This is a genomic window from Micromonospora sp. NPDC047620 (assembly GCF_043205005.1).
In the GTDB taxonomy this organism is placed as follows: domain Bacteria; phylum Actinomycetota; class Actinomycetes; order Mycobacteriales; family Micromonosporaceae; genus Micromonospora.
In genome coordinates, this window is record NZ_JBIDDG010000004.1 from 250,176 (window position 1) to 272,879 (window position 22,704).

Annotated in this window: 26 protein-coding genes; 12 read left to right on the forward strand and 14 right to left on the reverse strand. The window is 74.0% G+C overall.

All coding sequences use genetic code 11. The features are described 5' to 3' along the window. Positions 1 to 15: 15 nt before the first annotated feature. A complete protein-coding gene (locus ACGF5C_RS06765) occupies positions 16 to 951 on the reverse strand; it encodes an oxidoreductase (protein ID WP_393297423.1) in 936 nt (311 codons plus the stop codon). An 80-nt stretch (positions 952 to 1,031) separates the two neighbouring features. Between ACGF5C_RS06765 and ACGF5C_RS06770 the strand changes: the two genes are divergently transcribed. After that, positions 1,032 to 1,664, forward strand: coding sequence for a TetR family transcriptional regulator (locus tag ACGF5C_RS06770; RefSeq protein WP_393297426.1), 633 nt, complete (start codon positions 1,032 to 1,034; stop codon positions 1,662 to 1,664). 100 nt (positions 1,665 to 1,764) lie between these two features. Here ACGF5C_RS06770 and ACGF5C_RS06775 read toward each other — a convergent pair whose 3' ends face one another. Next, a complete protein-coding gene (locus ACGF5C_RS06775) occupies positions 1,765 to 2,085 on the reverse strand; it encodes a GYD domain-containing protein (protein ID WP_393297429.1) in 321 nt (106 codons plus the stop codon). A gap of 36 nt (positions 2,086 to 2,121) precedes the next feature. Beyond that, on the reverse strand, positions 2,122 to 2,343 hold the full coding sequence (locus ACGF5C_RS06780; protein ID WP_350676950.1) for a hypothetical protein: 222 nt from the start codon (positions 2,341 to 2,343) through the stop codon (positions 2,122 to 2,124). A 235-nt stretch (positions 2,344 to 2,578) separates the two neighbouring features. Here ACGF5C_RS06780 and ACGF5C_RS06785 point away from each other — a divergent pair, with 235 nt between their 5' ends. Genes ACGF5C_RS06785 through ACGF5C_RS06795 form a run of 3 tightly spaced genes read left to right on the forward strand, consistent with a single transcriptional unit; the run spans position 2,579 to position 3,953 of the window. Then, positions 2,579 to 3,277: a hypothetical protein gene (locus ACGF5C_RS06785; protein ID WP_393297432.1), complete on the forward strand. Its 699-nt coding sequence runs from the start codon at positions 2,579 to 2,581 to the stop codon at positions 3,275 to 3,277. Between the two features lie 17 nt (positions 3,278 to 3,294). Continuing rightward, the gene (locus ACGF5C_RS06790) at positions 3,295 to 3,555 is read left to right on the forward strand and encodes a hypothetical protein (protein WP_393297435.1); all 261 of its coding nucleotides are present in this window, start codon (positions 3,295 to 3,297) and stop codon (positions 3,553 to 3,555) included. Beyond that, positions 3,552 to 3,953, forward strand: a complete 402-nt coding sequence (locus ACGF5C_RS06795) for a hypothetical protein (protein WP_393297438.1) — start codon at positions 3,552 to 3,554, stop codon at positions 3,951 to 3,953. Before ACGF5C_RS06790 ends, ACGF5C_RS06795 begins: the two co-directional genes overlap by 4 nt. Before the next feature lie 61 nt (positions 3,954 to 4,014). Here the strand turns inward: ACGF5C_RS06795 and ACGF5C_RS06800 are convergent, their stop codons facing one another. Continuing rightward, positions 4,015 to 4,743 (reverse strand): DUF981 domain-containing protein, encoded by a 729-nt coding sequence (locus ACGF5C_RS06800; protein WP_393297441.1) that lies wholly within the window; start codon positions 4,741 to 4,743, stop codon positions 4,015 to 4,017. A 345-nt stretch (positions 4,744 to 5,088) separates the two neighbouring features. Here ACGF5C_RS06800 and ACGF5C_RS06805 point away from each other — a divergent pair, with 345 nt between their 5' ends. From ACGF5C_RS06805 to ACGF5C_RS06820, 4 genes are all read left to right on the forward strand, one after another. Further along, the gene (locus tag ACGF5C_RS06805; protein WP_393297444.1) at positions 5,089 to 5,784 is read left to right on the forward strand and encodes a hypothetical protein; all 696 of its coding nucleotides are present in this window, start codon (positions 5,089 to 5,091) and stop codon (positions 5,782 to 5,784) included. 72 nt (positions 5,785 to 5,856) lie between these two features. After that, positions 5,857 to 9,204 carry an ATP-binding protein gene (locus ACGF5C_RS06810; RefSeq protein WP_393297447.1) on the forward strand — a complete coding sequence of 1,116 codons (3,348 nt, stop codon included), beginning with the start codon at positions 5,857 to 5,859 and terminating at the stop codon, positions 9,202 to 9,204. An 86-nt stretch (positions 9,205 to 9,290) separates the two neighbouring features. Then, positions 9,291 to 9,815, forward strand: coding sequence for a SigE family RNA polymerase sigma factor (locus ACGF5C_RS06815; RefSeq protein ID WP_393297450.1), 525 nt, complete (start codon positions 9,291 to 9,293; stop codon positions 9,813 to 9,815). Further along, entirely contained in the window at positions 9,812 to 11,122 is a 1,311-nt protein-coding gene (locus ACGF5C_RS06820) for a hypothetical protein (RefSeq protein WP_393297453.1), read from the forward strand. Before ACGF5C_RS06815 ends, ACGF5C_RS06820 begins: the two co-directional genes overlap by 4 nt. Positions 11,123 to 11,186: 64 nt before the next feature. Here the strand turns inward: ACGF5C_RS06820 and ACGF5C_RS06825 are convergent, their stop codons facing one another. The 3 genes from ACGF5C_RS06825 to ACGF5C_RS06835 are packed head-to-tail and all read right to left on the reverse strand — an operon-like array spanning position 11,187 to position 13,634. Then, positions 11,187 to 12,044 carry an ABC transporter permease gene (locus tag ACGF5C_RS06825; RefSeq protein ID WP_393297456.1) on the reverse strand — a complete coding sequence of 286 codons (858 nt, stop codon included), beginning with the start codon at positions 12,042 to 12,044 and terminating at the stop codon, positions 11,187 to 11,189. Next, a complete protein-coding gene (locus tag ACGF5C_RS06830) occupies positions 12,041 to 13,054 on the reverse strand; it encodes an ATP-binding cassette domain-containing protein (RefSeq protein WP_393297459.1) in 1,014 nt (337 codons plus the stop codon). The genes ACGF5C_RS06825 and ACGF5C_RS06830 overlap by 4 nt, the downstream gene beginning before the upstream one ends. Before the next feature lie 25 nt (positions 13,055 to 13,079). After that, positions 13,080 to 13,634 carry an NADPH-dependent FMN reductase gene (locus tag ACGF5C_RS06835; protein ID WP_393297462.1) on the reverse strand — a complete coding sequence of 185 codons (555 nt, stop codon included), beginning with the start codon at positions 13,632 to 13,634 and terminating at the stop codon, positions 13,080 to 13,082. A 214-nt stretch (positions 13,635 to 13,848) separates the two neighbouring features. On the opposite strand from ACGF5C_RS06835, the gene ACGF5C_RS06840 reads away from it, so the two are divergent. Next, positions 13,849 to 14,349: a GNAT family N-acetyltransferase gene (locus tag ACGF5C_RS06840; protein WP_393297465.1), complete on the forward strand. Its 501-nt coding sequence runs from the start codon at positions 13,849 to 13,851 to the stop codon at positions 14,347 to 14,349. A gap of 36 nt (positions 14,350 to 14,385) precedes the next feature. Here the strand turns inward: ACGF5C_RS06840 and ACGF5C_RS06845 are convergent, their stop codons facing one another. The 3 genes from ACGF5C_RS06845 to ACGF5C_RS06855 form a co-directional block, all read right to left on the reverse strand. After that, entirely contained in the window at positions 14,386 to 15,033 is a 648-nt protein-coding gene (locus ACGF5C_RS06845; protein WP_393297468.1) for a hypothetical protein, read from the reverse strand. Then, positions 15,030 to 15,497 carry a MarR family winged helix-turn-helix transcriptional regulator gene (locus tag ACGF5C_RS06850; protein WP_393297471.1) on the reverse strand — a complete coding sequence of 156 codons (468 nt, stop codon included), beginning with the start codon at positions 15,495 to 15,497 and terminating at the stop codon, positions 15,030 to 15,032. Before ACGF5C_RS06850 ends, ACGF5C_RS06845 begins: the two co-directional genes overlap by 4 nt. A 68-nt stretch (positions 15,498 to 15,565) precedes the next feature. Beyond that, positions 15,566 to 16,321, reverse strand: a complete 756-nt coding sequence (locus ACGF5C_RS06855; RefSeq protein ID WP_393297474.1) for an SDR family oxidoreductase — start codon at positions 16,319 to 16,321, stop codon at positions 15,566 to 15,568. 102 nt (positions 16,322 to 16,423) lie between these two features. Between ACGF5C_RS06855 and ACGF5C_RS06860 the strand changes: the two genes are divergently transcribed. Then, entirely contained in the window at positions 16,424 to 17,266 is an 843-nt protein-coding gene (locus tag ACGF5C_RS06860) for a helix-turn-helix transcriptional regulator (protein WP_393297477.1), read from the forward strand. On the opposite strand, the gene ACGF5C_RS06865 is transcribed toward ACGF5C_RS06860, so the two are convergent. Next, on the reverse strand, positions 17,197 to 18,231 hold the full coding sequence (locus tag ACGF5C_RS06865; protein WP_393297480.1) for a DUF5937 family protein: 1,035 nt from the start codon (positions 18,229 to 18,231) through the stop codon (positions 17,197 to 17,199). The two genes, ACGF5C_RS06860 and ACGF5C_RS06865, sit on opposite strands and share 70 nt — an antisense overlap. 130 nt (positions 18,232 to 18,361) lie before the next feature. Here ACGF5C_RS06865 and ACGF5C_RS06870 point away from each other — a divergent pair, with 130 nt between their 5' ends. After that, positions 18,362 to 18,889 (forward strand): nuclear transport factor 2 family protein, encoded by a 528-nt coding sequence (locus ACGF5C_RS06870; RefSeq protein WP_393297483.1) that lies wholly within the window; start codon positions 18,362 to 18,364, stop codon positions 18,887 to 18,889. A gap of 122 nt (positions 18,890 to 19,011) precedes the next feature. On the opposite strand, the gene ACGF5C_RS06875 is transcribed toward ACGF5C_RS06870, so the two are convergent. From ACGF5C_RS06875 to ACGF5C_RS06885, 3 genes are all read right to left on the reverse strand, one after another. Next, positions 19,012 to 19,704: a hypothetical protein gene (locus ACGF5C_RS06875; protein WP_393297486.1), complete on the reverse strand. Its 693-nt coding sequence runs from the start codon at positions 19,702 to 19,704 to the stop codon at positions 19,012 to 19,014. Positions 19,705 to 19,785: 81 nt separating this feature from the next. Next, positions 19,786 to 20,637: an aldo/keto reductase gene (locus ACGF5C_RS06880; protein ID WP_393297489.1), complete on the reverse strand. Its 852-nt coding sequence runs from the start codon at positions 20,635 to 20,637 to the stop codon at positions 19,786 to 19,788. 114 nt (positions 20,638 to 20,751) lie between these two features. Beyond that, positions 20,752 to 21,708: a LysR family transcriptional regulator gene (locus ACGF5C_RS06885; RefSeq protein WP_393297492.1), complete on the reverse strand. Its 957-nt coding sequence runs from the start codon at positions 21,706 to 21,708 to the stop codon at positions 20,752 to 20,754. 49 nt (positions 21,709 to 21,757) lie between these two features. Between ACGF5C_RS06885 and ACGF5C_RS06890 the strand changes: the two genes are divergently transcribed. Beyond that, positions 21,758 to 22,666: a serine hydrolase gene (locus ACGF5C_RS06890; RefSeq protein WP_393297495.1), complete on the forward strand. Its 909-nt coding sequence runs from the start codon at positions 21,758 to 21,760 to the stop codon at positions 22,664 to 22,666. The last annotated feature ends 38 nt before the right edge of the window (positions 22,667 to 22,704 follow it).

A 22,704-nucleotide genomic window follows, 5' to 3' on the forward strand; every position in this document is an offset into this window, starting at 1 on the left:
GAGCCGCAGATCCCGCTAGGCCGTGGTGGGCAACTCGTACCGTACGCCGGTCAACTGTTCGGACAGGTGCCACAGGCGGCGAGCGGTCTCGGCGTCGGTCGCCGTGGGGGACAACCGCACCGGCGTCGGTCCGCCGCGCAGCTCGGCGAGGCCGTCCGGCCCGATGAACTGGCCGGCCCGCACGTCCGGGTCGGTAGCCGCATACAACTGCGGCAGCGCGCCGTCGGTCGGGGTCTGGGCAAGGATCGGGTTGCCGATGCGGCCGAGCACCACCCGCCACAGGCCGACCGGCGCGCTGGATTGCAGGTTGGTGGCGGTGTAGCCGGGGTGGGCGAGCACGCTGCGTACCGGGCTGGCCGCGGCGGTCAGCCTGCGGTGGAGTTCCCACCCGAAGATGGCGTTGGCCAGCTTGGACTGGTTGTAGAAGCCCATGGGGGAGTAGCGGCGTTCGCCGGTGAGGTCGTCGAACCGGAGCCGCCCCTGTCGGTGGTTGATCGAGCTAACCGTGACCACGCGGGGGTCGCGTCCGGCGGTCAGCAGGTCGAGCAGCAACCCGGTGAGTGCGAAGTGGCCGAGGTGGTTGCAGGCGAACTGCAGTTCGTGGCCCTGTGCGCTCAGCGACCGCGGCGGCGCCATCACGCCGGCGTTGTTGACGAGCACGTCCAGGCGCGGATGGTCGGCGCGCAGCCGGGCGGCGAAGGCGCGGACCGAGTCGAGGTCGGCCAGGTCGAGGCGGCGTACCTCGAGGCTCGCGTCGGGGTGCTCGGCGGTGATCTCCGCGACCGCTCGGCGGCCCTTCTTTTCGTCGCGTACCGCGAGGATCACGTGTCCGCCCCGGCGGGCTAGCGCCCGGGTGGTGGCCAGGCCAAGGCCGCTGTTGGCTCCGGTGACCACGAACACCCGGCCGGTCTGGTCCGAAATCCGTTCGGCGGTCCAGCGATTCCGCATCATGCGGCATAGCATGTCGTGTGTGGCACTTAGTGTCAATGAGGTGTCAGGGTGCCGTGCGTGGCATCGCCTAGCATGAAGCGGTGAGCATCCAGCCGGAAGTGACCATGGCGCAGCGCAAGCGCCAGCTCGTGTCGGACGAGCTGACCGAAGCGGCGCTGCAGCTGTTGGCGCTCAAGGGGTTCGACGCCGTCACCATCGACGAGATCGCGGCCACCGCCGGCGTGTCCCGGCGTACGTTCTTCCGCTACTTCGCATCCAAGGAAGACGTCGTCGTCCAGTTCCTCACCGGCATGGGCGCCGACATCCAAGCGGAACTGGCGGCACGACCTGCCCAGGAGTCGCCCTCCGGCGCGCTGCGGCACGCCGTCTGGGTGCCGATCGCCGCCTGCGCCGACCATCCGGACAGGGCGCTGCGCGTGGTCCAGTTGATCCTGCGTACCCCCGCCCTGCTCGCCCGCTTCCTGGAGCGTCAGGCGCAGTGGCGCGACAACCTGGCGGCGGTGCTGGGAAGCCGCCTGGGGCTCGACCCGGACACCGACCTGTACCCACAGTTGGCCGTCGGGATGGCGCTGAGCGCCTTCGACGCCGTGCTGCAACGCTGGAGCGACAGCGACGGCGCCGAAGACCCGGCCGACCTCACCGACCGGGCCTTCGCGGTCATCGCCCCGGCGCTGGACGCCGTCGAAGGTCGAGCCGCCGGCGCACCGCGGTAGACCGGCCGTCGAGGGGCCGGCGTCGTAGGCCCGGGTGGCAGGAGGCGGCGGCGACGCGAACGACCTCGTCAACCACCTGATCCGCTGACCGAACCAGCCGTCACCGGCCCGGGGGCTGGTATTCGACCCGCTCCCGGGCCGCCTCGTCGATCTCCTCCGGGGTCAGCACCGGGGTGACCCGGGTGTCCACCCCGCCCGCCGCCCGGATGTCGATGGCGACCGCGGCGGCGGTCTTGTGGTCGGGCAGATCGCACACCACGTAGGTGTCGTCCGCGCCGAACCCGAAGTGCATCGACTCCATCCGCCCGCCGGCGCCTTCGATCGTCTTCCGGACGACCTCGGCGCGTCTGGTGCCGCCGTCGGCGGTGAGCCCCTTGATTCCGTCGATCGTGTAGGTCGACTTCAACAGGAACTTGGCCACGCCGCCATCACCTCCCCGAAAATCGTCGCCCAGGGATCAGCTCGATCCCTGTCGTTGGACCCGCTGTGCGCCCTCGACCTTGGCCCGTCCCTGGTCGCGTTCGCTGCCGGACGATCCGCTGGCGGTGCGCAGGTGACGGGCCTTCGGCGAGTGCTCGGTGGAGGAGCCCTGGTGGCCGGGCGCGCCGCTGCCGGGATGTCGCCGGCCGCGCGCCGACTCGCCGCCGGGATCGTGCTTGTTCTCCTTGTGGCTACCCATGCGCCGCGCGTACCCGGTCCGCCGGTGGCTAGTCCTCGCCGCGCGGTCGGCCGACAGCGCGCGAGAAGCGGGCATCCGACCCCGTCCGGGCGGAAAGCCGACCGAGGGCACAAGACCCGGATCCGCGCCGCCGTCGATCACCGGAATTCATGTCGGCCTACCGATAGAACGACGATTCATCTGATCAATGCCGGTCGATAGCGTGACGGGAAAGGCCGTCCATGAAAGGCGGGCCATGACAAATCCCATCACCTCACCGTCCCGGCGGCGGATCCTGCTCGGCGCCGCCGTGGCCTCGGCGGTCACCGTCACCGGGGCGAGCGCCGCGCACGCCGCACCACCCACCGCACCACCCGCCGGGGCGGCGCCCCCGGCGCGGCCGGCCCAGCCCCTCGTGGCCCGGGACCGGATCGCCACCGCACGGCTGGCCGGCGGGCCGGCCCGCTTCCAGGCCGACTTCCACGAACGCCTCGACGCCTGGCTGGCCTTCTGGTCGGCCAACTCGCCCCGGAGCTGGAGCACGCCGGCGGAGGTCGAGGGCACGGTGAGCGCGGCCGGCGACGAGTTCACGCTGCACGCGATCCGGATCAGCCGCGACGACGAGACGCGGGACGCCTTCGCCGCCGGGCGGGTGGACGCGGCCCACCTGGCCACCCTCGCCAGCCTGCACCACCACTTCCCGTCGGTCCGCGTTCAGGCCGGCGGCGCGTTGCGGGTCACCGACGGCCCCGCCGGCTGGACCGGCTCGGCCGAGCAGGTCGCGTTCGCCGTCACCGCCTGCCGCGAGCTGTGGGGGCTGCGCGCCGCCGACGCGACCAACTGGCGGAAGCGCGTGAGTCAGGCCGGGCACGGGGCCGATCCCGCCTCCCGTTCCGGCTGGGCGGCATTCACCAGGGCGAGTCTGCGGCGCGGGCTGCGGACCGAATCGTACTGATCTGTGGAGGTAAGGACATGGCACGCAGCGAATTCCGGTTCGTCGTCGACGGCGTCGAGTTGACCACCGAACAGCAGAGCCTCATCGCCGGTGAGATCCAGAAGGCGGGCCTCAACGCGCTCTCCGTCGCCGGCAGCAAGCTGGCCAACCCGCTCGCCGTCGGGCACGCCAACATCAAGCTCCGTCCCGAGTGGTACGGGCTCTGGCTCATCGACGGCCCGTTCGCCGAGGAGCTCGGCCAGAAGATCAACGACCTCGGCTTCTGGATGCAGCGGTGACGGACCCCGTCCACCGGCCGGATCCGCCGGAGCGGATGTGCCCGAGCACCCCCGCGGCCAACGCCACGGTGTTCCTCGGCATGATCACTCCGGCGGGTCGGGTCGCATACGTCACGCCGCCGCTCCCGGCCGAGGTCGCCCTCGCCCAGGCCGGCACGGACGCGCCGGTCGAGTCCCGCTACCGGCTCGCCGGCCCGTGCGTCACCGCGAAGTGCGGCTTCTGGACCGGCGAGCACTGCGGCCTCGGCGAACGGGTCGCCGCCTCGTACCGCGACACCGCCGGCCCGGCCGAGGCCGACCTGCCGCGCTGCGCGATCCGACGGAGCTGCCGGTGGTACGCCGAGCAGGCCCGCGCGGCCTGCGCAGCCTGCTCCCATGTGGTCACCGACGCCCGCTGACCGCCGCCGTGGGCGACGTCCCCGGGGTCGTCGTCCGCCGCGTCGTGATGACGGTGTGGCCTCACATTGTGTTGACGATCAAGCCGATGTGGGTGAAGTAGTTCAACGCTCCGAAGAGAGTGAAGATGGCGCCGGCGATCGCCCACACCACGCCGATGATTCCCAGCAGCACGCGGTTCAGCTTGAGCAGGGCGAACGGGGCGAGAACGGAGCCGATCCCCACCAGGACGTACAGACCGGAGATGAAGGCCGCCTCGACCTCCGGGTACTCCGCGAACTCCCCCGAGATCGGCTCCTGCGGCGGCGCCGCGAAGAGCGTGTACGTCCAGCCGGCTGCCGCGATGCCGAAACAGGCCAGGCCGAGCGCGAACACGAAGATCGAGATCGGCCACAACAGTCGCCGCGCCTGCTCCGTCCGGAGGCCGCCGTTCTCCAGCGACGCCTCGGCGAAGATCTCACCCCGCCGCCACAGGATGATGGCCGCCCCGAGCATCAGCACCCCGAAGCCCAGGGACGGCTCGCCGAAGATGATGTTGTCGAAGGCGAAACCCCCGGGTGCCAGCGGCCAGGTCAGCGTCATGTGCAGGCCCGTGACGGTGAGGATCGTACCCAGGATCGCGAAGGCGATCGCCCACCCTTCGGTGGCGAGCGGCCTGTCCTTCATCATCTGCCAACCGAGGGCCACGACCAGCAGCAGGCCGACGCCCGCGGCGAGCGCCATGATCGTGTTGTAGGTGGGCATCTGCGCCCAGTCGATCTTCAAGTCATCCTGGGCGGATATCTCGAACATGGCGTCTCCCTCCGTTCGCCGCTCTCGGCGCAGGTCGGCACGACCGCACGACAAAGCGGGCGGCACGGCGAGTTCCCCCGATCACGCCGCAGAAACGCCACGCCAGACCAGCCGGAGCGCCTGCCGGTGGTACGCCGAGCTGCGCGCCGCCGCGGGCTGGCCGGCCGCAGCCGCCGCCTCGGCGACGAGGCCGAGCGCGTCGCAGGACGGTGACCGCCCGCATCCCGGGACGTGCTGCGCAGGCTGCAATCGGCAGGACCGGGGGAGTGGAGGGGGTCGTGCCCCGTGTCCACTCCGGACGGGGGGGGCCAACGGGATGCGCCGCGCTTTATTACTGTCGGTGCGGTGACGGGGATGATGCTGCGCCGCGCCGGTCGGCTGGGTTTCGTGCTGTTCGCCCTCGCGGCGTTCGGGCTTTTCATGCTGCCGTGGTTCAAAGGCGACAACGGGGACGTGATCATCGGCCTGGACGTGGGCTACGTCGAGTCCGAGCTGCCCGGCACCCCGAACCCGTTGACGCAGTACTTCCTGGAGATGACGCAGCTGCCGGCGTTCGTCACTCTGTTTCTCGCGTTCACCGTGGCGGTGCGGCGGAGGTGGGCGCGGATCGTCGCGGTGGTGGTCGTCGTGCTGGCCGCCGCGATGACCGTGGCGGCGGCGGCCGTGCCGCTCACCCGCGTCGAGGACTACTGGGAGCCGGCCGAGGTGCGTCGCTACCAGATGTTCGCGCTGGTGACCGTCGCGCTGGCGGTGCTGCTGCTGGCCGCCGCCGGCACCCTGGCGGCCGGGCTGCGCCAGGCGTACCACGGGTTCGTGGTGGCGCTGCTGCTCGCCTTCACCGCCTTCCACCTGGTCAACGTCGCGATTCTCGCCGGGCCGGGGGTGGGGGGGACGATGACCGCGGCGGCGTGGCTGCCGGCGCCGGCGTACCTGCTGGCGGCCGGCTGCGCGGTCCTCGCCGCGACCGGCGCCGCGGCTGCCGAGCGGTCGGAGCCGGCCGCCGCCCCCGCACCAGTCCCTCAGCCGGCGGGGCGCGCGTAACCGAGCAGCAGCCCGCCGGCGGCGGGTCGGAGGCGGCGGGATGTCCGACGGTTCCGCTACGGTCGGGGCGTCATGGAGCCGCGGTTCGGCGAGGTCGTCATCGGGCGGGAGCACCCCGCGGGCCTGCTGCGCGCCGAGGTCGACCGGGCGGCCGCCAGCCACGGCGGCCTCGTCCTGGTCGCCGGCGAGCCCGGAATCGGCAAGACCACCCTGGTCACCGCCGCCGCCAGGGAGGCCCGCCAGCACGGCGCCCTGGTGCTCGGCGCGGCCTGCTGGGATTCCGACAGCGCGCCCGGCTACTGGCCGTGGGTGCAGGTGCTGCGCGGGCTGCGCCGCTCACCCGACGACTGGTCGGTGGCGCGGGAGGCCGCCGAGCCGGGCCTGGCCGCCCTGCTCGGCGAGACGACCGGCACGGCGGCCGACCGGGCCATCCGCGAGACGATCCGCGAGGCGATCGGCGGCCCGGCCGGCGGCAGCGGGGACGACCAGGCCGACCGGGAGGAATTCGACCTCTACGACGCGGTGACCGGCGCGCTCGTCGCGGTCTCCCAGCGCCGGCCGGTCGTGGTCGTCCTCGACGACCTGCACTGGGCCGACCCGGCGTCGATGCGGCTGCTCCAGTTCGCCGCCCAGCACACCTGGTTCGAACGGCTGCTGCTGGTCGGCACCTACCGCGACGCCGAGGTGGAGGCCGCCGACCACCCGCTGCGCCCGCTGCTGATGCCGCTCGTGGCGAAGGCGACCAGCATCACCCTCACCGGCCTGTCCCGCGACGAGGTGGGCGCGCTGATGGCCCGCACCGCCGGCCGCGAGCCGGACGTCGACCTCGTCGACGAGGTGCACCGGCGCACCGGCGGCAACCCGTTCTTCGTGGAGCAGACCGCCCGGCTGTGGCGCGCCGACGGCCAGGTGAGCACGATCGCGCCCGGCGTACGGGAGGCGGTGCGGCGGCGGCTCGCCCAACTGCCCGTGCCGGTGGCCGACCTGCTCACCGTCGCCGCGGTGCTGGGCCGCGAGTTCCACCGACAGGTCCTCGCCGCCGTTGCGGGCGCCCCGGCGGCGCAGGTCGACCGGCTCCTCGACCGGGCGGTGACCGCCCGGCTCGTGCTGGCCCGCAACGGCGGTCGCTTCGCCTTCGCCCACGACCTGGTCCGGGAGACCCTCTACGACGGGCTCGCCGACGACGACCGGCGGGCCCGGCACGCCGCCGTGGTCCGGGCCGTCGACGGGGCGGCTGCGCTCGCCGAGCGGCTGATCCCGGCCGACCTGGCCCGCCACGCCCACCTGGCCGGCGACGCGCTCGACCCGTCCCGCGCGACCGACCTGCTGGTGGCCGCGGCCCGGGACGCGAGCGGCCGGCTGGCCGTGGACGAGTCGATCGTCCACTTCCGCCGGGCGCTGGAGGTCGCCGACGACCCGACCCGGCGAGTGAAGATCATGGTCGAGCTGGGCCAGTTGCTGCACCACTGCGGCGACAGCGCCGAGGCACGGCACCTCGTCGCCGAGGCCGCCACGCTGGCGCTGACGGTCGACGACCCGGTGGTGCTCGCCCGCGTCGCCCTCACCGTCCACCGTCACCGCCACCAGTCCGGCTCCGCGCGCACCACCGACGCGGACGGCCTGCTGCGGGAGGCGTACCGGCGGCTGATCGGCGAGCCGGCGGCCAACCTCGCGGCCGGCACGCTCGTCACCGACCTGATCACCGCCACCGAGTCGCTCGCCCGGCGCGGCCGGGACGACGAGGCGCTCACCTTCAGCCTGTGGGCCCGGCACGACACCACCTGGGGGCTCGGCACGGCCACCGACCGGGCCGCGATCACCGCCGAGATCCGCGAGGTGGCGCGCCGGACCGGCGACCGCGAGACCCAGCTCTGGGCGACCTCGCTGCGCTGGGTGGCACTGCTGGAACTCGGCGACCCGCGATACCACGACGAACTCACCACGTTCGTCACCGGAGCCCGCGAGGGCGACGCCCGGCACCGGATCGGCGCGACCATCGACGACGGCATCATCGCCGGGTTCCGGGGCGACTTCACCCGCGCCGGCGAGCTGCTCACCGAGCTGGACGAGCTGTCCGAGTGGGGCCACTCCGAGACCGCCTTCATGGGCCACCACCTGCGCTGGTCGTGGCTGCTGCTCCAGGGCCGGCACGACGAGGCCGACGCCCTGCTCGACGGGCTGGACCCCGGCGACCACCCCTACCTACAGGTCGTCCGGGCCATCACCGCGGCCGAGCGCGGCGACGGCGCGACAGCGCTGCGGCTGACCGCCGGAATCGAGGCCGACGGCACCACGTACAGCCGGATGGTGGCGCCGCTGTGGCTGCGGCTGCGCGCCCAGGTCGCCGCCGCCACCCGCGACCCCGGGCGCTGCGCCGAGGCCCGGGACGCGCTGCGGCCGCACCGTGGGCAGTGGATGACGGCGTTGTTCGGCTGCGACGTCAGCGGCCCGGTCGACCACTGGCTCGCCGCCGTCGACGCGGCGGAGCAGCGCTGGGACGACGCGGTGGCCGGGTTCGCCGTGGCCCGCGACACCGCCGACCGGATGGGTGCCCGCCCCTGGTCGGTGCTGGCCCGCGCCGCCCTGGCGGACGCGCTGACCGGGCGAGACCGCCCCGGCGACGCGACCGCCGCCACCGCGCTGCGCGCCGCCGCCGCCCGGGACGCCGCCGCGCTCGGCATGCGCCAGGTGGCCGGCCAGCCGACCGGGGCGCCCACGCCGCTCCCGGCGGCGCGGCAGCCCCCGACCATCGCGGATGGGCGGCAGCACGGGGTCGCCGCGCCCGTGCCGGCTGTCGCGCCCGTGCCGGCGGTCCCGGGGCCGCAGGGGCGGGCTCCGTCCGCCGGGCCCGTCGTCGGGCAGCCGTCGGTCGAGGCGTACGAGTTCCGCCGAGACGGCCCGGTCTGGCAGCTCGGCTACGCCAACATGGTCGTGCACCTGCCCGACGCGAAGGGCCTGCACGACCTGCACCTGCTGCTGGCCCGACCCGGCGTCGACGTCCCAGCGGTCGAGCTGCTCGACCCGGCGGCCGGGCCGGAACTCGTCGCCGCCCGCCGGATGGGCGGCGACCCGGTCCTCGACGACGAGGCGAAGGCCCGCTACCGCCGGCACCTGGAGCGGCTGGACGCCGAGATCGACCGGGCCGCCGGGCGCGGCGACGAGGCGAAGGTGGCCGCCCTCGACGCCGAGCGGGCGGCCCTGCTCGCCGAGCTGCGGGCCGCCGCCGGGCTGGCCGGCCGCAGCCGCCGCCTCGGCGACGAGGCCGAGCGCGCCCGCAAGACGGTGACCGCCCGCATCCGGGACGTGCTGCGCAAGCTCGACGACCGGCACCCGGCGCTCGCCGCCCACCTGCGCGACACCGTCTCCACCGGCGGCACCTGCCGCTACCTCCCGCCCGAGCCGCTGCCCTGGCGCCTCTAGATCCGGCGTCAACTGTCGACTTGGAGGGCAGGTAAACCTCGCGGCCCGCTGCGGTGTCTTGCTGACTGACGAGACCAGGAGGCCAGATGCGAGACGCGCGTGGCGCGGAGTTCGACGACTTCGTCCGTACCCGGTCGGTGGCGCTGCTGCGGGTCGCCTACCTGCTGACCGGTGACCGGCACGCGGCCGAGGACCTGCTTCAGGAGGTGCTGGAGCAGGTGTACGTGCGCTGGCGTCGGGTGCAGGCGTCGCCGGAGGCGTACGCCCGGCGGGCGTTGGTGAACCGGTCGATCAACCGGTGGCGGTGGCGCGCCCGGCGGCCGGAGCAGGCGTTGGGTGACAACGACGGGGTCGCCCGGGATCACGCCGACGACATCGCGCTCCGCCAGGCGGTCGTCGCGGCGCTGCGTACCCTGCCGCCCCGGCAGCGCGCCGCCGTCGTGCTCCGCTACCTGGAGGACCTGTCGGTCGCCGACGTCGCCGCGACGCTGCGCTGCTCGGAGGGGGCGGTGAAGAGCCACGCCTCCCGCGGGCTGGCCCGCCTCCGGGAGGCGCTGGCCGGATCGAGTCTCGTCCTGCCCCTTCCGACCGGCACCAGGAGTTCGCGATGACCATCAACGAGAGTGACGTCCGGGCCGTCCTGCACCGGGTGACCGATGACCTCACCGGCCCGCCGACGCTGCTGGACGACGTACGGCGGGGTGGGCGTCGCCGGCTGCTGCGACGTCGGGTGGTGCTGGCCGCGGCGTGCGCGGCCGTGTTGGCCGTACCCGTGGGAGGTGCGCTGCACCTCACGGACCGCGGGGCCACGGTCGAGGTCGCCTCGCCGCTGTTCGACGAGCCCACCCGCGGCGACCTGGCCGGCGACGAAAGGTACCTGCGGCAGGCGCGGGAGGCGTGGCGGCAGCGGGCGCGGGCGACCGGCACCTACCTCCGGGGCGATCCGCACGTGATCTGGGCGGGCAACACCCCGGCCGGCCCCGCGGCCTACGTCGCCCAGCGGACCCTCAGGAACCCGGTGGTGTCCGAGCCGTCCGGCGACCGCATGATCGGTCTGGGCGGGTTCGTCGAGCCCACCGTCGACGGGCCGCGGGTCATGACGGTCGAGACCCTCACCGACGCCGGAACGGAGGGCAACTCCCAGGCCGCGCTGGTCGGGCCACAGCGGGACGTGCTGGTCGTGCTCGACGCCGGAGCACAGGTGGAGTTCTCACCGACGTTCCGGTACGCCGCCGACGGCCGGATCGAGCGCACCTTCCAGCGGGTGACGTTCCGGGACGGGGCCGCTGTCCTGCCGGTGCCGTCGCAGCGCCACAAGGTGACCGTCGCCCTGTCGCGGCCGCCGGTCAGCGTGGAGAACACCGTGCACATCAGCAACGCGAGCCAGATCCTCTTCCCCGACGGGCAGGAAAGCCCTCAACCGCGCCAGCTCATCCACACGTTGCCCGGCGCGGAACGGGCCTGGGGCCCCAACCCCGCCGGGCAGGCTGACCCGGCGGCTCACTACGCGGACCCGCTCGCCGCCTACATCGACGCCGGCGGCAACCACCGAGGGGGGGATTCGCCCCTGTTCACCCTCTACGGGGCCACGCCCGACGGTCGGCGGCTGCTGCTCCAGACCATCCAGTACGACGACGACCCGGCCCGCGTGATCGCCCTGCTCGCCCGCGACGGCGCCCCCTTCCAGGCGGCGGCCAGCGGGTTCGTCGACTGGCAGGCCCCGCTGCCGGTGCGGCTGCGGCTGCCGGACGGGCAGGGTGTTCTCGTCGCCGCCGAGGGTGCGGGTTTGAGCTACCGGATCGGCTCCGGACGGTGGCAGGACGCCGGGCGGGACGCGGCGCTGCTACCCGCCGACGCCACCGAAGTGCGCGTCACCGCCGCCGGCGGCGAGGTCCTCACCGTTCCCGTCGGCCGCTAGCCGGCCATCGAATCGGCGACGGGCACCACCACACGTCCGTGCTGGTGCCCGTCGCCGGCGAGGATCAGCGGCGGTTGTAGCGGTACATCGTCAGGACGCCGAAGACCACCAGGAAGCCGGCGCTCCACACCAGCGTCCACATCGTGCTCGACGCGTCGGGCGTACCCGACATCACGCCCCGCACGGACGCCACCAGTTGGGTGATCGGGTTGACCTTCACGAACGCCTGCAACCAGCCCGGCATGGTGGCCGGCTCGACGAAGACGTTGCTCAGGAAGGTCAGCGGGAACAGCACCATCATGCTGACCCCCATCACCGACTTCTCGCTGCGCAGCACGAGGCCGAAGAACGTCCAGACCCAGGAGAACGCGAACGAGAAGACCACCAGCAGGCCGATGCCGCCCAGCACGCCGAGCAGCCCGCCGTCGGGGCGGAAGCCCAGCACCAGCCCGACGCCGAGGATGACCACGGCGGCCAGCACGTACCGCAGCACGTCGCCGAAGATCATGCCGACCAGCGCGGCGGGCCGCCAGACCGGCAGCGTCCGGAACCGGTCGAAGACGCCCTTCTCGATGTCGGTGTTGAGGCCGACGCCGGTGTACATGGTGATCATCACGACGCTGGTGACCATGATGCCGGGCAGGAAGAACTGCAGGTAGTCCCGTGGGCTGTCGGCGAGGGCACCGCCGAACAGGTACGTGAACATCAGCACCATGATGATCGGGAACGCCGTCACGTCGAACAGCTGCTCCGGCACGTGCTTGATCTTCAACATGGCCCGCCAGCCGAACGTCAGCGACGCCGACAGCGGGCTGGGTCGGGGCGGCCGGGCGCCGGGCGCGAGGACGGTCGCCAGCGCCTCCGCCGACGGTACGTAGACCGACGGGGCCGGCCCGGTCGTGGTGGTGGCGTTGCTGCTCATCGGGCTGCCTCCAGCTGCTCGTCACGCTCGTCGGCCGGCACGGCGGGATGGTCGGTCAGGGCCAGGAAGACCTCGTCCAGGCTCGGCTGGCCGAGGGAGAAGTTGTCGACGACGATGCCGGCGCGGGCCAGGTCGCCGAGCACCCGGGCGGCCTGCTCGCTGGCGTCGAGGTCGCCGCCCTCGCCGCCGACCCGGGCGGTCAGCGCCACCGGGTCGGGTTCGAGCTGCACCGGCACGTCCAGCACCGCGCGCAGCAGCCGTTCCGCCTCGGGCCGCTGGTGCGCGTCACGCAGTCGCAGGTGGACGGTGCCGGAACCGACCGAGGACTTCAGCTCGCCCGGGGTGCCCTCCGCGATCACCCGGCCGTGGTCCACCACCGCGATCCGGCCGGCCAACTGGTCGGCCTCGTCCAGGTACTGCGTGGTCAGCAGCACCGTGGTGCCGTGCGCCACCACGGCCCGGACGATCTCCCACACCTGGTTGCGGCTGCGCGGGTCCAGCCCCGTCGTCGGCTCGTCCAGGAACAGCAGGTCCGGGGTGTTGAGGATGCTCGCGGCGATGTCGATGCGTCGCCGCATGCCGCCCGAGTACTTCTTGACCTGCCGGTCGGCCGCCTCGGTCAGCCCGAACGCGGCGAGCAGCCCGTCCGCCCGCTGCCGCGCGGCCGACTTGCCGTGCCCGAGCAGCCGACCGAGCAGGATCAGGTTCTCCAACCCGGTCAGGTCCTCGTCCACCGAGGCGTACTGGCCGGTGAGGCTGACCCGGGTCCGGACGGCGTCGGCCTCGTGGACGACGTCGTGGCCGAACACCCGCGCCCGCCCGCCGTCCGGGCGCAGCAGCGTGGCCAGCACGCGCACGGCGGTGGTCTTGCCGGCGCCGTTCGGGCCGAGCACCCCGTAGACGGTGCCGGCGGGCACCGCGAGGTCCAGGCCGTCCAGCGCCCGGGTGTCCCCGAACGAGCGGGTCAGCCCCTCGGCCTCGATGGCCAGGCCGGTGCTGCGTCTATTCATGATCCCTACCTTCCTTCGCGAACTGTCAGGAGACGTACGGGCGAGCGGCGCGGCCGTCGCGCAGGGCCAGGCCCCACCAGCACAGCTGGTCGAGCAGGACGCGGGCGGCCCGGCGAAGCTGGTCGGTGGCCAGCGGTGTCGGCTCGCCGCAGAGCAGGTCCACGCCGACGATGTCACGCATCGTGACGGCGTGCAGGGCGGTGAAGACCGTCCGGAGCTGGTCGACGGCGTGCAGGCCGACCGAACCACACCCGTACGACACGAAACCGACCGGCTTCGCCTGCCACTCGTCGTACGCGTAGTCGATCGCCTGTTTCAACGACGCGGGGAAGCTGTGGTTGTACTCCGGGGTGACCACGACGAACGCCTCCGCCCGGCCCACCTGCTCGGCGAACGCGCGCATCGCCGGGGTCGGCTCCGCCGGGTAGCCGGCGGGGAAGTCGTAGTCGGCCAGGTCGACCACGGTGACCGCCAGCCCGTCGTGTGCGTCCGCCCGGTCGACGAACCAGTGGGCCACCCGGTCGCCCACCCGCCCCTCCCGGGTGCTGCCGATGATCACGGCGAGTCGCAGTGGGTCCACGGTTCCTCCTCCCGGCCGCTCCGGTCCCACCTGTCAGGCGCGAGACGGTGGCCGGCGGTCCGCCAGATCAGATCTAGCGGCCCCGCGAGACGCGGCCAGGTCCGGGCGCCCAGGTGGCCGCGGGTCTGCCGGCCGGACCCGCTCGGGGCCGGTCGGGACCGCGGCTCGTCGGTGGTGGCTGTTTGACTGCACCGGCGGAGAAGAGGGGGGCGCGATGACCGACGTGCGCATCGAGCCGTGGAGCGAGGGCGACCTGGACCTGCTGCGGCGGCTCAACGCGCCGGAGATCCGGGCGCACACCGGCGGCCCGGAGACCGACGAGCAGGTGCTCGCCCGGCACGGGCGCTACGTGCGCTTCGGCGGCACCGGTCAGGGCTGCATGTATGCCGTGGTGCTGCCCGACGGGGCCCGGGTGGGCAGCGTCGGCTACTGGGAGCGGGAGTGGCGCGACCAGCGGGTCTACGAGCTGGGCTGGGCGATCCTGTCGGGGCACCAGGGCCGGGGGCTGGCGACGGCGGCGGTGCGCGCGGCGGTGGCGGTGGCCCGCGCCCGGCGGACCTACCGCTTCGCGCACGCGTACCCGTCGGTCGCCAACGCCCCGTCCAACGCGGTCTGCCGCAAGGCGGGCTTCACGCTGCTCGGCGAGACCGAGTTCGAGTTCCCGCCCGGGCACCTGATGCGCTCGAACGACTGGCGCCTCGACCTGACCGCATAGTCCCGGGGCGGACGGACCGCACCGGATGGGGACGGATCAGTGGATCGCCGGGTCGGGGAAGCCGGCGCGGTACGCGGCCAGCCGCGCCCGGGCGGCCGCCACCAGGGCCTCCGGGTCGTCGGCGTGGAAGCGCAGCCCCGTCACCTGCTCGCCGCGTGCCTTGCGCGTCGGTACGGTGATCGGCTCGCGCAGCAGCAGATCCACGCTGGTCTGGTTGGCCATGCCGAGGCTCACCGTGACGTCGTCGCCGGCGTGCTCCACCTGGACGCTGCCCTCGGGTGGCAGCGAGCGCCGGTTGACCCGCAGCGTGTCGACGGCCGACCAGGGCACGGTGAGGTCGAGCGTGATGCCGTTGCGGATGCGGATGCCGTCCTCGCCGACCACGTGCGGGTGCACTTTCAGGCTGGCCAGCAGGCCGAACATCCAGAACAGGCCGTAGACGCCGAGGGCCAGCACGATGTCTGCCACGAGCTCCCACGGCAGGATCATCTCGAAGATCGGGATCTCCACCGCGGAGAGGATGATGAAGATCCACATCAGCGTCATCACCGCGCCGGTGTAGCCGAACGTCTCGTCGCCGGGGCGCAGCGCCTCCGGCCGGCGGAAGACCCACCGGTAGAGGCTGCGCCACAACCCGATCTCGTAGCGGACGGCCACCCGCAGCAGTCGCAGCACCGTGTTCACCGGTCCTCCTCGCGGATCTCGGGGGAGATTCCCTGCTCGCGTAGCCGGCCGAGGACGTGCTCCAGCCCGGCGACGAACTCGTCCAGCCGCTCGTCGGGCTGGTCGCCGAAGAGCAGTTCGGCGAACTGCCGCTGGCCCTGCTCCAACGCCTCGACCGTCCGCGTGCCGTGCTCGGTGAAGGTGACCAGGAACGCCCGCCGGTCGGTGGGGTGCGGCTCGCGGGTGACGAAGCCGCCGACCACCAGGCCGTCGACCAGGCCGGTGATGGTGCGGGCGCTGACGCCGAGCGCCCGGGCCAGCTCCCGCTGGGTCACCGGCCCGCTGCGGCGCAGCTCGTAGAGCAGGGTGGCCCGGGACGTGGTGAGCCCGTCCCGGGCCAGGCCCCGCGTCATGTCGTCACCGATCACCACGACCAGTTCGAGGACCCGGTCGAGCGCCGCCGTCCACCGTTCCGCACCGGCCATCGTTACCTGCCTTCATAGTGAGCCTCGCTCACTATGACGCCACCACACTGGCGAGCCGGTGCGAGCGGTCACCAGGGCAGCACGCCGTAGCCCCCGCCGGCGTCCATCTGGTGGCCCCAGAGCAGCCCCGTCGGCCCGTCCGCGGGCAGCGTCGCCAGGTGCACGCTCACCTCCGCGCCCTGCTCCGCCGTGCGGAAGCCGCCGTGCCCGTTCAGGTCGGTGGCGCAGTAGCCGGGGTTGGCCGCGTTGACCTTGATCGGGGTGTCCCGCAGCTCCTTGGCGTACATCGCGGTGGTCATGTTCAGCGCCGCCTTCGACGACGGGTACGGCACCCCGGTCAACGCGAAGAAGGACCCCTGCGGATCGGTCATCGTCGTGATGGAACCGACCTCGCTGGAGACGTTCACGATCCGCGCGGCCGTTGCCCGGCGCAGCAGCGGCAGCAGCGCGTTGGTCACCGCCACCACGCCGAACACGTTCGTCTCGAAGACCCGGCGCAGCGTGGCGACGGTGGTCTCGCTGGGCAGCCCCCGCTGGCCGTCGCCGAGCACGATGCCGGCGTTGTTGATGAGCACGTCGAGCTGGCCGTACTCATCGTCGACCAGTTTGGCGGCCCGCGCCACGGACTCGGCGTCGGTCACGTCCAGCGGCACGTGGCGGGCGTCGACCCCGCCGTCGCGCAGCTCCCGTTCGGCGGCCAGGCCCCGCTCGGCGTCCCGGGCGCCGACCAGCACGGTCATCCCGCGTGCGCCGAGCTGCCAAGCGGTGGCGAAACCGATTCCCTTGTTGGCCCCGGTGACCAGGGCGATCATGTTCGTCGTCATGCCGTCGACCCTGCTGACCGGGCCGGGCGGCGGGGAGAGACCGGCCGAGGCTGGGACCGGCGGTACCACCCTCGCCGCCCCCGCGTACGGCAGGCTGGAGACATGACGACGACCGGGCTGCGCCGCGACGAGCTCGCGGCCTTCCTGCGCACCCGCCGCGCCCGGCTGCGCCCCGCCGAGGTCGGCCTCCCCGACGGGGTACGCCGCCGCACCCCCGGCCTGCGCCGGCAGGAGGTGGCCCAGCTCGCCGGGATGTCGGTCGACTACTACATCCGCCTGGAGCAGGGCCGCGGCCCGCACCCGTCCGGGCAGGTGCTGGCCGCGCTGGCGCGGGCGCTGCTGCTCACCCGCGACGAGCGCGCGTACCTGTTCCGGATCGCCGGCCAGAGCCCGCCGCCCACGGCCGGGCCGAGCCGCGAGGTGGACCCGGGACTGCGCCACCTGATCGACGCGATGACCGAGACCCCGGCGTACGTCGTCGACGCCCGGTACGACGTGCTGGCCTGGAACCGGCTGGCCGAGTACTTCTTCGGCGGGTTGTCCACGGTGCCCGGCGCCGACCGCAACATGGTCCGCTGGATGTTCCGGCGCCCCGCCGACGACCCGCACTGGTCCGACCCGGACACCCTGTGCTTCGTCCGCAGCACGGTTGCCGACCTGCGCGCCGCCTACGGCCGCCACCCCGCCGACCGGGGCCTCGCGGAGCTGGTCACGGAGCTGCTCGGCACCGCACCCCGGTTCGCGCAGTTCTGGGCCGAGCACGACGTCGAGGAGCGCCGCCCGGTGGTCAAGCGGGTGACGCACCCGGAGACCGGGCCGCTGGAGTTCGAGTGCCGGGTGCTGCACGTGCCGGAGACCGGGCAGCGGCTGATCGTCTACGTCCCCGAGCCCGGCTCGCCCACCCAGGCGGTCTTCCGTCGGCTCGCCGAGCGCGTCGGCTCCTGACCCGGCCGGCGGCCCACCAGCTCCTCCCCGTCCGCCGAGCGCCGGTAGAGCACGCTGTGCCGGTCGCGGCTCCGGAGCACCAGACCGGACCGCAGCAGCACCCCCAGGTGGTAGGAGACGGTGGCCGGGGCCAGCTGGTGCCGTTCGCTGAGCTGCCGGGTGGAGCGGGGCACGTCCAGGTCCGCCAGGATCGCGGCCCGGCTCGCGCCGACCAGCTCACCGAGCCCGCCCCGGCGCTGGCCGGCCTGCCTGGCGCCGAGCGGGTAGACCAGCACCGCGTTGCCGGCGTCGCAGAGCTGCGTCGAGATGTGCGGCCAGGCCAGCACCGACGGCGCGAGCACCAGCTCCGCCCCGGCGAGCGCCGTGGTGATCCGGTACGAGCTGTCGATGGTCAGCGCCCGGCCGGTCCAGGCCAGCCTCGGGTGCAGGCTGTTCAGCACGCTGCCCACCCCGGTGGTCGCCATCGTGGTGGCCTGCAGGGCCAGCTCCGCCTCCAGCATGGCGCGCAGCGCCGGCCACTGGTCGGCCAGCGCGGCCCGCCAGAAGTGCCGGAGCCCGTCGGCGACCCGCCGAGCGAGGGTGCCGTCGTCGACCGCCGCGCGGACGCACACCGGCATCCGGCCGGCCGGGAAACGTTCGTGCACCTGCACGGCCACCTCGCCGGCCGACGTCGCCTCGGCCGCCGCCAACTGCTCCTCGAACACGGCGTCGGGCGGGCCCAGCGGCGGCTTCGGGGTGAGCAGGTCCGGTGTGTAGCCGCCCCGGCCGGGCGGCGTGACCAGCTGCGCGACCAGGGCCACGTCGGGGTGCCGCAGGGCGGCCCGCGCGGCCGGGCCGGGATCGCCGTGCACCGGGTGCCCGAACGGCGACAGCGCGGCCTGGAGCCAGGATGTCACCTCCGCCGCCGGCGAGGTCGCCAGGCGGAGCCGGGCGAGAGTCGGGCCGTCCAGATGCGCGACCAGCACAGGCGGATCCTACCGGCGGCGTCGTCGGTGTGGTGTCTGGCATTCGACCAGGGTCGAATCAGTGGCCGGGTGCGCCGTGAGCGGGGTTGGCTGCCACCCGACCGACCCACTCGTCGCCGAGGAGCATGCGATGCGCCCACCCGTCTCCGCCCGTACCGCCGGCCGGCTCGGCCGCACGCTCGCCCTGGTCGGGCTCGCCGCCGGCCTGCTCGCCGCAGTCCCCGCGGCCGTGTCGGCGGCCCCCGACGATGCGACGGCCGGGGACGGCGACGCCAGCGCCCACGGCTGCGAGCGCGCCTTCGACCGTGCCGTCCAGGCGTACGTGGACACCACCGCGCGGCGTGACCTGGACGGCTTCGCGGCCCTGCTGCACCCCGACGTCACCTCGGTCTTCGCCTCCGACGGGGAGGTCCTGGACGGCAAGCAGGCCACCGTGGACTGGCTGCGCGGGTTCTTCGCCGACGACTCCTGGACCCAGTCGTTCAGCGTCGCGAAGCGGACCGTGGTGGGCTGCCGCACCGGGTTCGTGCTGTTCGACTCCGTCTACGCGGTGCCCGCGACCGGCACCCGGGTGCCGCTGCTGATCGGGGTCAGCTTCACCTACGAGCACGGCCGGTGGCTGGTGTTGCAGAACCAGGACTCCGTGGGCCGGATCTGACCCGGGGGGGTCGGGGGGAGGGGCGGGCGCGGTCGCTGCCGCGCCCGCCCCGCGGCGGGTGCTCGGGTGGCCTGCCGCCGCGCGGCGGAGGCTCGGGTGGCCTGCTGCGGCGCGGCGGAGGCTCAGGCGGCCTTCTCCAGCGCGGCGGTCGCCAGCGGGGCCACCTTGGCGAGCAGCGCGGCGCCGGCGGCCAGGTCACCGTCGGCCGCCGAGACGTCCACCTGGACCACAAAGTTGCCCCGGGCCAGCAACAGCGTGCACTGGTGGCGCGTGGCTTGGCCGATCAGCTTCTCGCAGAACGTGACGACGTCCGGGCCGTTCGGCACCGGCGGGGGTGACGGCCGCACGATCATCGACGTGCGGCCGTCGTCCGGCACCTCGTACTTCTCGCACGTCTTCAGGACGGTTCGCAGTTCGTCGGCGAGCTTGCGGCCGGGCGCCTTGAGGTAGCCGACCACGTACTGCCGGATCCACACGGTCTCGCCGTCCCAGATCCGCTCCCGGTGGGCGGTGCGCCTGCGGTCCGTGGGCAGGGCGTCCCGGCACAGCGAGATCAGCTTCCACGCGTCGCTGTTCTCCTCGGTGTGCTCCGCCGTCTCCGGGTGGAACTCCGTGCCCAGCGTCAGCATCGCCGCCGTGACCCGGCTGCGTACCTCGGCGGTGGAGGTCGGGGCGGGGCGCGGCGGCGACGCGGTCGGCGAGGCCGACGACGCCGGCGCGGACCAGCGGGGGGCGTCGGCGGCCCGGCTGGGGGCGCAGGCGGCGGACCCGGCCAGGGCCAGCAACGAGAGCAGGACCAGAGGAGTGCGGCGCATCATCGCGGCGGCGCTGTCCTTTCGTACGGTGGGAGAGGGCCGTCCGGCCCCCTTCTATCTGCGCCGTCCCGCCGTGTCGCGTTACGCGGGCACGTAGTCGAAGGTGTCCGGATGCCCGCCCTGCCGGCCGGCCTCGCCCCGGTCCAGCCCGGTGATCCGCTCCATCGCCGCGTCGTCCAGCTCGAAGTCGAAGATGCGGACGTTCTCCTCGATCCGCTCCGGGGTGGTCGACTTCGGGAAGACGATGTCGCCGCGCTGCACGTGCCAGCGCAGCACCACCTGGGCCGGGGTCCGGCCGACCATGTCGGCGACGTCGACCACCGTCGGGTCGCCCAGCACCTTGCCCTGCGCGATGGGCGACCACGCCTCGGTGAGGATGTTGTGCCGGTGGCCGTACGCGCGCACCTCCTCGTTGCCGAAGTACGGGTGGACCTCGACCTGGTTGACCGCCGGCACCACGTCCGCCTCGGCGGCCAGCCGCTCCAGGTGCGGCACCTGGAAGTTCGACACCCCGATCGAGCGGGCCCGGCCGTCGCGCTGGAACTCCTCCAGCGCCTTCCACGTCGAGACGAAGTCGCCGTCGTAGCGGGTGGGCAGCGGCCAGTGGATCAGGAACAGGTCGATGTGGTCCATCTTCAGCGCGGCCAGCGTCGACTCGAACGCCTTGCGGGCGTCGTCGGGCCGGTGGAAGGCGTTGCTCAGTTTGCTGGTCACGAAGACCTCGTCGCGGTCCAGCCCCGACTCGCGGACCGCCTGGCCCACCTCCGCCTCGTTGCCGTACATCTCGGCGGTGTCGATGTGCCGGTAGCCGGCCTCCAGGGCCTTGCGGACCGCCGCGACGGTGTCCTTCGGATCGATCTGGAACACCCCGAAGCCGAACTGCGGGATGGTGTTGCCGTCGTTCAGGGAGATGATGGGGATCGCGCTCACCATCGGGGCTCCTTCGCCGGTCGTCACGAAGCCGGGTGCGCGGAAGCGCTTCCACGCCCGGCGGGCCATCCCCTGGCGTACCCCTGATCCGAGGTGTTCCAACCGGTGATCCCGGCCTCAGGCCGGCTCGTCGAAGAGCACCGGCCAGGGCCGGGGCGCCGGCACGGGCGGCGGCGCCGGGGGCGCGGACCCGTCGGCCAGCACCTCCGCCGCGAGCTGCCCGAACATCGGCGCGGCCGGGTGCGCGCCCCGGCGCGGCCAGGCCGCGGAGGTGCGCTTGACCAGCGGCGACCCGGCGATCGGCCGCCAGGCGATCCGGGGTTCCCGGCGGGCCGTCGCCGCGGGCTCGACGGCGACCCCGCCGCCGGCCAGCACCAGCCCGAAGAGGAACTCGGGGTTGCGCGCCGGGCGGACCCGCGCCGGCGCGAACCCGTGCCGGCGGCAGACGTCGAGCAGGTGGTCGTGCCAGCCGGGCGCGGTGGCCCGGGGCGCGGTGACCAGGTCCAGGCCGGCCAGCGCCGCCAGCTCCACCTCCCGGTCCCGGGCCAGCGGCGACGCCCGCGGCAGCAGCACCCCCAGCGGTACGTCGACGGCGGCGCCGAGGCGCAGCCCCTCGTCGGTGACGGGATGGTGGAGCAGGCCGACGTCCAGCCGCCCCTCGGCCAGCATCCGCTCCTGCTCGCCGCTGGTCAGCTCGTGCAGGTCCACGTCGAGCCCGGGCGCCCGGTCGGCCAGCCGGTCGAGCAGCTCGCGCAGGGTCACCGCGGGCGTCTCCGGGGGCACCCCCGCCCGGAGCACCCCGGACACCCCCTCGCGCACCTGGCGCATCAGGTTGCGCAGCCGGCCCTCCCCGGCGAGCAGGTCCTCGGCTTCGCCGAGCAGCAGCTGACCGGCGGTGGTCAGGCGCACCTGGCGGCGGGACCGGTCGAACAGCTCCACCGCCAGCTCCCGCTCCAGGCGTTGCACCGACTGGCTCAGCGGCGGCTGGGCCATGCCGAGCAGCTCGGCGGCCCGGCCGAAGTGCAGCTCGCGGGCGACCACCACGAAGTGCCGTAGGTGCCGGAGCAGGTCCACGGCCGGACCCTACGCCAGCGCCCCGACGCGGGCGGCTAGCGTGCGCAGCGTGGTGACGGAGCGGATCGCGGAGATCTTCGAACGGGTCGGGGTCACCGGCTGCCTGCACGTGGTCGACCTCGACGCGGCCGACGACGGCGCGGGGCGGCCCGGCGGCCGGCGGGAGGTGGCGGTCCGGGCCGACGAGCAGGTGGTGATCGCCTCGATCTTCAAGATCCTGCTGGTGCTGGAGTTCGCGCGGCAGGTCGTCGCCGGCCAGCTCGACCCGCAGGAGCGGGTGCTGGTCACCGCCGCCGACCGGCTCGGCGGGTGGGGGATCGCCGGCTGCGCCGACGACGCCGAGGTGTCGCTGCGGGACCTGGCCTACTTCGCCATGTCGGTCAGCGACAACACCGCCGCCGACCTGCTGCTGCGCCGGGTCGGGGCGGACGTGCTGCCGATGCTCGCCGCCGAGCTGGGGCTGCCGCGCACCCGGATCGTCGGCGGCCCCCGGCACCTGGTGGAGATGATGCTCGCCGACGTCGGCGCGCGCACCGAGGCGGACTTCGCCCGGATCTTCCCCACGCTGTCCGCCGAGCGGGTCCGCGCGATGCGGGTGTTCGACCCCGCGCACACCACGTCGAGCACCGCCCGCGAGATCACCCGGCTGCTGGGCCTGGTCTGGCGGGACGAGGCCGGCCCGCCCGAGGCGTGCGCGATGGTCCGGGGCTGGATGGCCCGGCAGCTCTTCTGGACCCGGCTGGCCGCCGGCTTCCCGCCCGGGGTGCGGGTGGCCGGCAAGACCGGCAGCCTGCCGGGGCTGCACCTGGAGGCCGGGGTGGCCGAGTACCCCGACGGCGGCCGGTACGCGATCGCCGTCTTCGCCCGCGCCGCCCACCTCGCCACCCGCCGCATCGACGTCGACCTGGCGATGGGCGAGGCGGCCCGCACCGCCGTCGAGGCGCTGCGCGCCCGCTGATTTCCGGCCGGGGCGAGCCGCGCCCGGCCCCGCTGAGC

Coding starts and splice junctions, on each gene's coding strand:
- ACGF5C_RS06815 (WP_393297450.1), top strand. CDS start 9,291: ATGCGAGACGCGCGTGGCGCGGAGTTCGACGACTTCGTCCGTACCCGG.
- ACGF5C_RS06785 (WP_393297432.1), top strand. CDS start 2,579: ATGACAAATCCCATCACCTCACCGTCCCGGCGGCGGATCCTGCTCGGC.
- ACGF5C_RS06825 (WP_393297456.1), bottom strand. CDS start 12,044: ATGAGCAGCAACGCCACCACCACGACCGGGCCGGCCCCGTCGGTCTAC.
- ACGF5C_RS06875 (WP_393297486.1), bottom strand. CDS start 19,704: ATGCGCCGCACTCCTCTGGTCCTGCTCTCGTTGCTGGCCCTGGCCGGG.
- ACGF5C_RS06820 (WP_393297453.1), top strand. CDS start 9,812: ATGACCATCAACGAGAGTGACGTCCGGGCCGTCCTGCACCGGGTGACC.
- ACGF5C_RS06810 (WP_393297447.1), top strand. CDS start 5,857: ATGGAGCCGCGGTTCGGCGAGGTCGTCATCGGGCGGGAGCACCCCGCG.
- ACGF5C_RS06860 (WP_393297477.1), top strand. CDS start 16,424: ATGACGACGACCGGGCTGCGCCGCGACGAGCTCGCGGCCTTCCTGCGC.
- ACGF5C_RS06800 (WP_393297441.1), bottom strand. CDS start 4,743: ATGTTCGAGATATCCGCCCAGGATGACTTGAAGATCGACTGGGCGCAG.
- ACGF5C_RS06765 (WP_393297423.1), bottom strand. CDS start 951: ATGATGCGGAATCGCTGGACCGCCGAACGGATTTCGGACCAGACCGGC.
- ACGF5C_RS06855 (WP_393297474.1), bottom strand. CDS start 16,321: ATGACGACGAACATGATCGCCCTGGTCACCGGGGCCAACAAGGGAATC.
- ACGF5C_RS06790 (WP_393297435.1), top strand. CDS start 3,295: ATGGCACGCAGCGAATTCCGGTTCGTCGTCGACGGCGTCGAGTTGACC.
- ACGF5C_RS06780 (WP_350676950.1), bottom strand. CDS start 2,343: ATGGGTAGCCACAAGGAGAACAAGCACGATCCCGGCGGCGAGTCGGCG.
- ACGF5C_RS06880 (WP_393297489.1), bottom strand. CDS start 20,637: ATGGTGAGCGCGATCCCCATCATCTCCCTGAACGACGGCAACACCATC.
- ACGF5C_RS06850 (WP_393297471.1), bottom strand. CDS start 15,497: ATGGCCGGTGCGGAACGGTGGACGGCGGCGCTCGACCGGGTCCTCGAA.
- ACGF5C_RS06830 (WP_393297459.1), bottom strand. CDS start 13,054: ATGAATAGACGCAGCACCGGCCTGGCCATCGAGGCCGAGGGGCTGACC.
- ACGF5C_RS06840 (WP_393297465.1), top strand. CDS start 13,849: ATGACCGACGTGCGCATCGAGCCGTGGAGCGAGGGCGACCTGGACCTG.
- ACGF5C_RS06870 (WP_393297483.1), top strand. CDS start 18,362: ATGCGCCCACCCGTCTCCGCCCGTACCGCCGGCCGGCTCGGCCGCACG.